7 protein-coding genes are annotated in these 6,686 nt (G+C 62.0%); 2 read left to right on the top strand and 5 right to left on the bottom strand.

Annotated elements, in window-relative coordinates:
• Window positions 1-422: 422 nt before the first annotated feature.
• From H0I76_RS13255 to H0I76_RS13245, 3 genes are all read right to left on the bottom strand, one after another.
• Window positions 423-1,097, bottom strand: a complete 675-nt coding sequence (locus H0I76_RS13255; protein WP_200610558.1) for a hypothetical protein — start codon at window positions 1,095-1,097, stop codon at window positions 423-425.
• A gap of 385 nt (window positions 1,098-1,482) precedes the next feature.
• Window positions 1,483-2,244 (bottom strand): Crp/Fnr family transcriptional regulator, encoded by a 762-nt coding sequence (locus H0I76_RS13250; protein WP_200610555.1) that lies wholly within the window; start codon window positions 2,242-2,244, stop codon window positions 1,483-1,485.
• Between the two features lie 336 nt (window positions 2,245-2,580).
• Window positions 2,581-2,907, bottom strand: coding sequence for a rhodanese-like domain-containing protein (locus H0I76_RS13245; RefSeq protein WP_200610553.1), 327 nt, complete (start codon window positions 2,905-2,907; stop codon window positions 2,581-2,583).
• 266 nt (window positions 2,908-3,173) lie between these two features.
• Between H0I76_RS13245 and H0I76_RS13240 the strand changes: the two genes are divergently transcribed.
• Window positions 3,174-3,833, top strand: coding sequence for a hypothetical protein (locus H0I76_RS13240; protein ID WP_200610550.1), 660 nt, complete (start codon window positions 3,174-3,176; stop codon window positions 3,831-3,833).
• A gap of 61 nt (window positions 3,834-3,894) precedes the next feature.
• Window positions 3,895-4,848, top strand: coding sequence for a complex I NDUFA9 subunit family protein (locus tag H0I76_RS13235; protein ID WP_200610548.1), 954 nt, complete (start codon window positions 3,895-3,897; stop codon window positions 4,846-4,848).
• A gap of 29 nt (window positions 4,849-4,877) precedes the next feature.
• Here the strand turns inward: H0I76_RS13235 and H0I76_RS13230 are convergent, their stop codons facing one another.
• Window positions 4,878-5,213: a cupin domain-containing protein gene (locus H0I76_RS13230; protein ID WP_200610545.1), complete on the bottom strand. Its 336-nt coding sequence runs from the start codon at window positions 5,211-5,213 to the stop codon at window positions 4,878-4,880.
• Window positions 5,214-5,315: 102 nt separating this feature from the next.
• Complete coding sequence (locus H0I76_RS13225) at window positions 5,316-6,677, bottom strand: dihydrolipoamide acetyltransferase family protein (protein WP_200610543.1); 1,362 nt, start codon at window positions 6,675-6,677, stop codon at window positions 5,316-5,318.
• Between the last annotated feature and the right edge of the window lie 9 nt (window positions 6,678-6,686).

The raw sequence follows: 6,686 nt of genomic DNA, 5'->3' as shown, positions 1-6,686 counted from the left end.
GCCGCGGCAAAAGTCGCAGTAGCGGTTCTCGCGGTGGGCACCGCAGCTTGGGCAGCAACCTGAGTGATCGTCTACTCGACGCGGTACAGTGCTGCTTTTACGCCCCGAAGCGGATGTCTGTGATGCGTTTCTCGGGCAAAGTCTTCGATGCCCCGGGTTCAATCTCTTGCGAGGTCCTTGGGATTTGAGGTGATCCAGAGATTCCCCAAGGCGAAATTTAGCGCGCGCATCAAACCTAGACAAATTGAACCATGTACGAGAACCAATACCTGCCCGGATCATTCAAGGTCGCCGTCGGCCGGAGGTCGGGCCTTCTGTATCGAACGAAGGAGCAAGAAGAAGAAACCGTCTAGCAGCGCTGATCGCTCAACCAGATCTAAGCTGATCCAGCTCTACCCATAACAGCCCGGCCGTTCAGAGCGTCATGAACTTCCCGGCCCTGACTGTTCTGACGTGGGGCTCTCAGGCCGTGACTGTGCCTCTCCCTTCAGTAGACCATTGACCACGCTCACAAGGGAGTCCGGGACGCTTAGTCGGCTCAACGTATGAACGCCGCGAAGCTTGTCCGGAAGGTCCGTCGGCTCGGCCGTACCAAGGCACACCAAGACAACGCCGTGGCTGAGCGAGACAATCTCGCTGACTTCGTCCAAGCCGATCTCCGTGTCGTCCAGCGCCAGGATCAGTGGCTGGCTGCTCGCCTTACCGATCAAGCCCTCCACATCGGAGAGGCTAGTAAGGAGAGGCTCTGCATCAATCCCGGCGTCCGCCAAGATACCGCGCAAGCCATGGGCGACGATTGGGTCGCTCGCGAAGACGGGCAACTCGGCACGACCGGATTCGCTTCCAAGGGCGGCCTCGACCCGGGGGTCGGTAGTGAGGATCCCGATGTCGTCCGACGACACGTCGGTAATACGCGACGCCTGACTACCGCCCGAACGAACCGTGGTGTCCAAGCCTAGGCGTACGAGCGCACGGACCGCCGCGGAGCGGCTCGGCATCCGGTGCTCGAATCTCCAAGTGTCGACTGCCTCGACCTCGTCGTTGGTGAGCATCAGCTGCAGCCGCTCGCCGCGCTTTTCGCGTTCTGCCTTCGACATGATCGATCTCCCCGGCGCCTGAGCAGCTCCGATTTGGAGCGGGTTCCGGACGGTCGCATTCGCAGGTGCGGCGCGACGCCCAGCATTCCCGAACCAAAGAATAATCCATCCTTGGCCACAAGAAATAGATTACCGGACAGTGCCGCGGTACTCCCCTGAGGCGCAGGGCACTGCTCTCCAAAAATGAGATCATTGTCCCGGCTCAGCACAATGTGGAGGCCGCATTCCAACTCCGACCGTGAGTAGTGTAAGCCGTGCATGTGCGGAGTTCCACAGACCACGCCCTCGCTGCCGTTCGCGGCAGGTAAGCGTGACGAACCCCGAGCGGGACTTCTCTGCGAGTCGATCGAGCCGGGGCCCAAATACCGCGCACGGAGCCGTCTGATCAATTCGTGGCCGCTGGAAGGATCCTTTCCCGGAAATGACCGAGGTTCACATCAGCGATCTCGGCCAGCGCATCCAGTTCGAGCACTTCGATCTCCTCGTCTCGATGGCTGATGATGCCATCGGCACAGAGACGGCTAAGGACCCGGCATACGTGCACGCTGGATAAGCCGATGTATTCGCCGATCCGCTGCTGGGTCATCGAGACACGGAAGCGATTGCCGTTGGCGCGCCCGATCGCTGAGAGGCGGACAAATAGTTCAAGCAGCACGTAGCCAACTCGCTCGTAGGCACTTCCCTGCCCGATCCGAAGAATCCGCTCGGCCTGCCGGGCGCGGGCGGCAGCGATGGACGGGCCGAGGCCTTGGCTCAAGAGTGGGGCGGGAACCTCGAGAGAAACGAGCGGCATGCTCGGTGCGGCGACGACCGAAATCGTCAGCGCGTCGAGGCCACACCATGCCCTCTTACCACAGGCTGATAACGGGGTCAGGACATCCAGCGGAAGGGCCACGTCGATGATCTGCCGGCGCCCGTCCCAAAGCATCTTCCAAGACGCGACCCAGCCGTCGAGAATGAACAGGAGCGGTGCCGTGTTTCCGCCCTCCGAAGTGATCGTCTCGCCGGCGCGATAGGTTCGTGCGCTGCGCATCACCTCGGCGCGCAGCTTTTGGTCACGCAGGCCTGGGCACCATGCGAGACGCGGCACGGGATCGACTTTAGGTCCCACCGCGTAGATGCGATCAACGCAGGTCCGCGTATCCATATACAGTTCTCCCACTCGCCCCGCCGGTGTCTCATGGAGGGCCGATGCGCTGGCGCGCATTTCCTGCCCCTAAAGCCATTATCAAGGCTGCTAAACCACGAGTGCCGCATGGAGGGTGCGCCTGCCCTGCGGTACTGGAATTCATTCACTAGATGAACGATACGCGCTGCACTTGGGTTGCGCGGACACTCTCCCACTGCAGGGAAATGGGCGCGCGGAACATCGGGCATCGGAGCGAGTTCGGACAGCTGTCAGTCCGCGTGTTCCCCCGATGATGCGCCAGCGTCGCTACAAAGGAATTGAGGCGGGAGAGAAAATTCCCTGCGCTAACTCGTCTCAGCTTTCAGTGTGGAGGCCCGCGGAACGCCATTCCGCCTTACCGGCTTCGTAGTCAAGCACGTCGCGAAAACCCAGCGCTTCCATCCGCTTGGCCGCCTTTGGAGAGGCGTCGCAATCGCTGTCGAGGCAATATACGACCACCGTGCCATCCTTGGGTGCCGCCGCCTCGATCCTCTCGTCGAAGTTCTCCGCGGCGATGGGAATGTTGATCGCTCCCGGCAGGTGGTAGTCCTTGAAGCTCTCGAATGGCAAAACCTCTACCAGCGTGAACTTCCGCCCTTCGTCCATCATCTCCTTGAGCTCTCTGCGGTCGATGCGTTTCATCTCGGCTCCCTCCTGTCTGCCGGTCCCGGGTGAAGCGGGAAGAAGGGCATAGTCTAGGGAAGATCTTAGCCGGAGGCCTTAACCGCAAGCAAAGCGGGCGACTGTGCCGCATCCATTCTTCGTACAACCAATGGGGTGGCCCGCATGCGCGCACGCATCCGCGGCAGAGCGGTTACACAGCTTATCACAAGTTAATGCCGCAGGTGGGTCTTATCGCTCCAATGGGGGCCACTGAAATCGGATGCAGTCGAGATAAGGAGGCGCCCATGCACTTCCATCTCAGCTTGCGGGGGCTCTTGGTAGTTCTGTTCTGCCTGTCGTTCCCGCCCTCGATGGCACAGGACCCTCCGCAAACGCCCGACACGACTTGGGTGACGCTCAGCGGAACGGTCACCTGTAGCCAAGCCGACGTCGTCTTAGTCGATCACGGCGAGGGCCTCATCACCATCGAGATGGACGACTGGGACCGGTACGGTGAAGCGACACTCATCCGCTCGGTCGGGCGCGTCATCACCAGCGGATGGATCGACGATGGCTTCGGCGAGGCGCGCACGATGGAGGCTGACAGCGTATATGCCCTCACCAGAGACACGTTCCTTTATGCAAGCGACTCAGACGAGGAAAGTCGCTTCGAGCCCACCGCCCCGTTTCCCCATAACGGCGGCGAAGGCAGCTATCTGCGAGTAACCGGGAACGTGAAGAGCATCGAGGGACACACCTTCATCCTCAACACCGGCCACGGCCAGATAAAGGTCAATACCGCGCAGATGCCCTACAATCCGCTCGACGACGTCGGCGCGCAGCGGATCAGGCCCGGAGACCGCGTTTCGGTTTATGGTCGGATCGACGACGACCTGTTCGACCATGGCGAGATCACTGCCAGGGCCATCATGAGCCTGATCCAAAACAGGGGGCGATCCGAATGACGGCACTCAGAACTATGCGCCAAGTTGGAGAGACCCTCGGTCGCCCCGGACCTGTGGACCGATGAGCGCGGCAGAAACCCGACCGGGCGACGCAAGCGTCGCAAAGCGCGCCTCACGTGTCGCGACGGTCTTCGGGGGCACTGGCTTTCTTGGCCGTCGCATCGTCGGGCAGCTGCTCGAGCAGGGTTGCCATGTACGCGTGGCCGCGCGTCATCCCGGGCGGACAGATCTCGATTCCTTTGCAAGCGGCAAGATTGAGGCAGTCGAGGCCGACATTCTTGATGATGTCGCCGTTGCGCGCGCGGTTCAGGGCGCAAGTTTCGCGGTCAATGCAGTCTCGCTCTATCTCGAGTCGGGCGACACGACCTACAATGCGATACACGTTGAAGGCGCTCGCAGGCTCGCCATGGCAGCGACCGCGGCCGGGCTTGGCGGTTTAGTGCACCTATCGGGCATCGGGGCGGATGCGAGTTCGCGATCGCCTTATATCCGCAGCCGCGCTGATGGCGAGATGGCGGTGCGTGCCGCCTTCCCCGACGCTACGATCCTGCGCCCGAGCGTAATGTTCGGCGCCGACGATGCTTTTCTCAATACCCTGATCCGCATCCTGCGGCTTAGTCCGGTTGTCCCGCTCTTCGGTGATGGGAGAACGCGCCTTCGGCCCGCCTTTGTCGGCGACGTGGCCCAAGCGGCCGTGCATGCGCTTTTCGACCCATCGGCCCGGGGCCGCGTCTATGAAATCGGCGGCCCGGAGGATATTGAGTACCGCGAACTGATCGCCCGCATCGCCAATCGGCTAGGAAAGCGGCCGATAATGGTGCCAGTCCCCTTCGCCATCTGGCATGCCCTTGCCTGGACCGCCGCAGCTCTCCCATCGCCGCCGCTTACGACGGCGCAGGTCGCGCTCATGGCGCGCGACAACATCCCCGCACAAGACATGCCTGGACTGCGGGATCTCGGCGTCGACACCACGCCTATCGATGAGATTCTGGAAAACGATTTCGCACTTGGATGAAGTGTTCACCGCCCGGGTCCGCTGCAGCCTTAGTCGCGGCCATGCACCTCGGCAGGCGGTGCCGTCGCCTCGACGGCGGTGAACGGCTCCGAAACGATATATTTGTGCGAAGCGCCCGGGGGCACCAGCCACGCATCTCCGGGTTCGAGTACAATTTCCTGCCCTTCGATCTCAAGGACCGCGCGGCCGGAGATTACGTAGCCCACGGTTTCATAGTCCCGCGAGGTCGGGCTCTTGCGCCCCCCATCATCGATCTTCTTCCAAAGGCGCATCGAGACGCGTTTACCCGACACAAGGTATGTCTGACCCATCTCACCCTTCGGCGAATTTTCGGATTGTACCTTTTTAACGGTCGTATCGGTCATCTCTTCCCTTCTCCCTTTTTCATACTGCTTGGCTCGGGAACGCAGCCACTACGCCTCGCCAGCTCGCAACCCTCAGGATCCCAGACCGTCCGATGGTGCCGGTCACGCGTCGAGTGCGAGCCGCTTCGCATCGCCGAGAATCTCGGCTAGGTCATTGATAAAGGCCGCTGCATCCGCCCCGTCGACCACCCTGTGATCGAATGCCACGATCAGCGGCAGCATCAGCCGGATCCGCGTTTCGGCATTTCCAAGGTCCTCGAGATCCCCGGAGACGACTGGCGTAAGCCTCGCCCGCGCGAGCCCGAGGATCGCGGTCTGAGGTGGGTTGATCAGCGGCGAGAACGCCATTCCGCCCAGCCCACCGACATTCGTGATGGTAAAGGTTCCGCCCGTCAGAGCCTCTTTCGTCGGTCGGCCCTTCCGCATCACCTCCGCGAGTTCGGCGAGTTCCAAGGCTAGCGCTCGGATCGGTTTACGGTCAGCGTCGCGCAGCACCGGGGTGATCAAGCCGCGCGATGTGGCGACCGCAACGTTCACGTTGTAATAGCGGCGCAGAACGATCTCGCTCGCCTCGGCATCAAAGATGGCATTGAACCGAGGATGTCGGCGGAGCACGCCAACAACCGCTTTTACGATGATCGGAGTGAGAGTGAGATTCTCGTCGCGTTCCTCGTCCACGACGCGCCTGCGCCAGCGTTCGAGCTCGGTGATGTCGGCCATGTCTTGGTGGACGACATGCGGAATCTCGGACCAAGCGCGTGTCATCGCGCGCGCGGTCGCGGCGCGGATCGACCGCAGCGGCACGCGTTCAACCGGACCAAAGTTATCCTCCCCTGACGACCCAGCCTCCCCGAGTGCCTCTTCCTGGCTCGGCCCCGGTTCGTCCTTCTTTCCGGCCTCCCGGCTTTGGCCTGCCGCAGTGTCATTACGGCTGATCGCCCGTTCCACATCATCGACGGTAACCTCACCATCCGGGCCAGTCGCATCAATCCCGGCGAGGTCAAGGCCCACGGCGCTCGCGCGCGATCGCGCAGCGGGCGAGGCTCTTACGGCATCGTCGTCCTGCCTTGCGCGTACTGCCGCTCCGTCGGTGCCAGCCTCGGCTTCATCCTCACCGCGCGCTCGATCACCGGTCCTCTCTCCGTTTTTGTCCCCTGGAGTGTCACGACTGTTCGCGTCAGTCTCTCCTGCCGGTCGCCGTGCCTCGCTTCTTTCGGCGCCCTCGCCCTCGGTTTCGACAACCAACAGCACAGCACCGACCGAAACGGTATCGCCCTCGCTCACGTGGAGCTCGGTAACCTTGCCCGTATAGGGCGATGGCAGTTCGATGGCGGCCTTGTCGGATTCAACGACTAGTACTTCGTCGCCCTCTTCTATTGGATCGCCCTCCGCGACAAGGACTTCCTGCACCTCCACTTCGGCGATGCCTTCTCCTGGGTCCTGAAGCCGGAACTCCTGCCGCATCGCTGTTCC

It is taken from the genome of Thermohalobaculum xanthum (genome assembly GCF_016623495.1).
GTDB lineage: Bacteria > Pseudomonadota > Alphaproteobacteria > Rhodobacterales > Rhodobacteraceae > Thermohalobaculum > Thermohalobaculum xanthum.
The sequence above is the reverse complement of the archived record's forward strand: the minus strand, read 5'-3'. Positions and strand labels throughout refer to the sequence as shown.

Excerpts from the sequence above, each read along its gene's own strand:
- H0I76_RS13255 (WP_200610558.1), bottom strand. The coding sequence starts at position 1,097 with ATGTCGAAGGCAGAACGCGAAAAGCGCGGCGAGCGGCTGCAGCTGATG.
- H0I76_RS13250 (WP_200610555.1), bottom strand. The coding sequence starts at position 2,244 with ATGGATACGCGGACCTGCGTTGATCGCATCTACGCGGTGGGACCTAAA.
- H0I76_RS13245 (WP_200610553.1), bottom strand. The coding sequence starts at position 2,907 with ATGAAACGCATCGACCGCAGAGAGCTCAAGGAGATGATGGACGAAGGG.
- H0I76_RS13240 (WP_200610550.1), top strand. The coding sequence starts at position 3,174 with ATGCACTTCCATCTCAGCTTGCGGGGGCTCTTGGTAGTTCTGTTCTGC.
- H0I76_RS13235 (WP_200610548.1), top strand. The coding sequence starts at position 3,895 with ATGAGCGCGGCAGAAACCCGACCGGGCGACGCAAGCGTCGCAAAGCGC.
- H0I76_RS13230 (WP_200610545.1), bottom strand. The coding sequence starts at position 5,213 with ATGACCGATACGACCGTTAAAAAGGTACAATCCGAAAATTCGCCGAAG.
- H0I76_RS13225 (WP_200610543.1), bottom strand. The coding sequence starts at position 6,677 with ATGCGGCAGGAGTTCCGGCTTCAGGACCCAGGAGAAGGCATCGCCGAA.